The 2,486-nt window shown below is 20.3% G+C and carries 4 protein-coding genes and 1 pseudogene (1 of these 5 cut by a window edge); all 5 read right to left on the reverse strand.

What is annotated here, in order from left to right; all coding sequences use genetic code 11:
- Positions 1-464: 464 nt before the first annotated feature.
- The gene (locus tag LUA84_RS01930; RefSeq protein WP_231434193.1) at positions 465-719 is read right to left on the reverse strand and encodes a hypothetical protein; all 255 of its coding nucleotides are present in this window, start codon (positions 717-719) and stop codon (positions 465-467) included.
- 254 nt (positions 720-973) lie between these two features.
- Positions 974-1,363: a protein kinase family protein gene (locus LUA84_RS01935; protein ID WP_231434194.1), complete on the reverse strand. Its 390-nt coding sequence runs from the start codon at positions 1,361-1,363 to the stop codon at positions 974-976.
- Positions 1,364-1,466: 103 nt separating this feature from the next.
- Entirely contained in the window at positions 1,467-1,691 is a 225-nt protein-coding gene (locus LUA84_RS01940) for a hypothetical protein (RefSeq protein WP_231434195.1), read from the reverse strand.
- Positions 1,692-1,903: 212 nt separating this feature from the next.
- Positions 1,904-2,413: a nucleotidyltransferase domain-containing protein gene (locus tag LUA84_RS01945; RefSeq protein WP_231434196.1), complete on the reverse strand. Its 510-nt coding sequence runs from the start codon at positions 2,411-2,413 to the stop codon at positions 1,904-1,906.
- A 10-nt stretch (positions 2,414-2,423) separates the two neighbouring features.
- Positions 2,424-2,486: pseudogene (locus tag LUA84_RS05225) on the reverse strand (tRNA ligase subunit PheS family protein) (it continues 251 nt past the right edge of the window).

The raw sequence follows: 2,486 nt of genomic DNA on the forward strand, positions 1-2,486 counted from the left end.
ATTCTCTACAATCCTGGTATGGATAAGATATTATATAAAATCCTTTTGTAAAATAATCCTTTCTTTTATGCTAATCTTATCCTAATTATTTGTTCCCTAAATATTTTATTTAAGTAATTTAAACTATAATAAATTCCTACAACTTTATAAAAAGAATATAAATAATATCTATTGGAACTTCATTTTTATCTTCTGCAAAAGATCCAATAAGAATATTTAAATATTTCTTCTGTGCAAATTCTAAAAATCTTTTAGTTGTATAAAATTTTTCCTATATCATTAATTAAATTCTTTATTGAAAAAAGTATAGATAAATTGTTTTCTCTTTATTTTTTTAATATCTACATAATTTAATCCTCCAAAAAGGAATTTTTTATCAAATTTAATAGGATCAAATAAACCATTTAAAAAATATTTACTTGAAATCTTATCGTTATAATTTAAATCTCTTCCAATAACAAATACTAAATCATTATAATATTTATCAGAATAGAATAATTCATTTGCAATTCCTCAACTTTTTTAGGATCTTCATTATTTATTAATGCGCAATAAAATAAATTTAATTTTTTATAATATAAAATATTATTTAATTTAAAATATTTTAGATCATTTTTATCAAAAACTTCATAGCAAAAAACAATATTTTTTATCTTATTTTTATAATATTCACTTGCTAGCTCTTCTTCATTATCATTTGTTAAACAGAAATCATACATAAAAAATATTTATTCTTCAACCTTATTATACGTTTTCAACTTTCTCATATTCTTTCCAAAAATATTCTAGATCTTTACTTATCAATTGTGCAGGGCCCTGGTATCCGCAATCTAAGCATACCCAACTATTATCTTTTGCGAATAATGGTAGCATATTTGTTGAATGAAATCTTGGGCATATGTATGTTGCCATATTGTATTATGAAATTTTGGTAAATTTAAACTATTTTTAAATAATGTTGGTAACCAATAATCTAAAATAATATTGATTTATATCTACCTCTAGATTCTACAACTTTTAATCTATGAAAAATTTCATCATATTTTTCACTAAAGGATTCTCTATATCCTTCTAATATTAAAGAAAATTTATCATAAATTCTCCAATGATTAGGGTCAAATAATTCTTTAAATAAATGTATATCTACAGCATAATCTGCTATTCTATTAGAAAAGAAACTTAATCCAAAATCAATAAAATATATTTTTCCATTATTAAATTCATATTTCCAGTAGTTAAATCTCCATGTACAAGTTTTATTTTTATGAATTAATCCAATATATTTTCCAATATTATATAATATTTCTTCATAATTCAATTTTTCCAAATATTTTGCTAAATTATATCCTTCAATATATTCCATTACAATAATTCCATCTTCTTCATTTTAATAGAATAATCTTGGTACATTAATATAATTATATAATTTTTCTAATATTCTTGCCTCAATTCTAGTCCTATATTTTCTAAATTCTCTGATAAATTAATTCATTTCTATATTTTTTCTTATATCTATACTTTAATACTATTTTATTTTTATCATTTTCAATTTTAAATTCTTCAGAATCAATTTCTAATTTATTTAAAAAATTTTTATAGAATTCAAATATATATTTATCATTCTTTCTTTTATTACTTTCAATTAAATAATTTTTGCTTCTGCTCCATGTCCACTTACATTTATATTCCATTTTAAATATGTATTTACTGCTGTATATTTTTCAAATTCTTCTAAAAGTTCTTTTAATAAATCTAAATCAATATTTTTAACTTCTTTATTTCTATTTTTTTCATATATTCATAAACTTCTTTATAATAATTAAAAATTATGAGAGAAATTTTTCTTTTTCTCTTTAATTCCTCAAATTTATTTAATATATCTTCTGGACTATATACATTTATATTATTTTGTAATTAAATAATATTGAGAAATTGTAATAACTGAATGATATAAACTTTCAAATGCTTTTATTAACATTAGATTGACATAATTTATTCCTTCTTCAGCTCTTTTTTTCATTATTTCTAAATATTCAGGTGATGTTTTTATTACTCCATCTTCTAACATTTTTTTGAGAGAACCAAAGATTCCTGCAGGATCTATTATTGGCTCGCCTTTTCTTAATATATCCAAAAATAATGGATCCCCATTAAATATCATTTCCCAGAATGTTGATAATGTTAGTGTTGTTAAATGAATTTTTTTATATTTTTCATCTGCCAATAATTTGTTTAAATTATCAAAATAAAAAGGAACTGTTATATTTAGGTCTTGTGCATATATATCATCTACTATTATTAATAAATCAATATCTGATTTTTCATTTTCTTTATTTTCTGCATATGATCCAAATAAGACAATCGATTTTACTAATCCATCAACTTTTTCAATTAAATCTTTTGAAAAATTCAATATTATATCATTAGAACCTTATTATNNNTAAAGAATATTTATTCTTGTAATTTTTTAATATTTCTAGTATGTA

The sequence above is a fragment of the Candidatus Nanopusillus massiliensis genome, assembly GCF_920984865.1.

What these genes read in the sequence shown, in the direction of transcription:
- LUA84_RS01930 (WP_231434193.1), bottom strand. Translation starts at nt 719, where the DNA reads ATGTATGATTTCTGTTTAACAAATGATAATGAAGAAGAGCTAGCAAGT.
- LUA84_RS01935 (WP_231434194.1), bottom strand. Translation starts at nt 1,363, where the DNA reads ATGGAATATATTGAAGGATATAATTTAGCAAAATATTTGGAAAAATTG.
- LUA84_RS01940 (WP_231434195.1), bottom strand. Translation starts at nt 1,691, where the DNA reads ATGGAATATAAATGTAAGTGGACATGGAGCAGAAGCAAAAATTATTTA.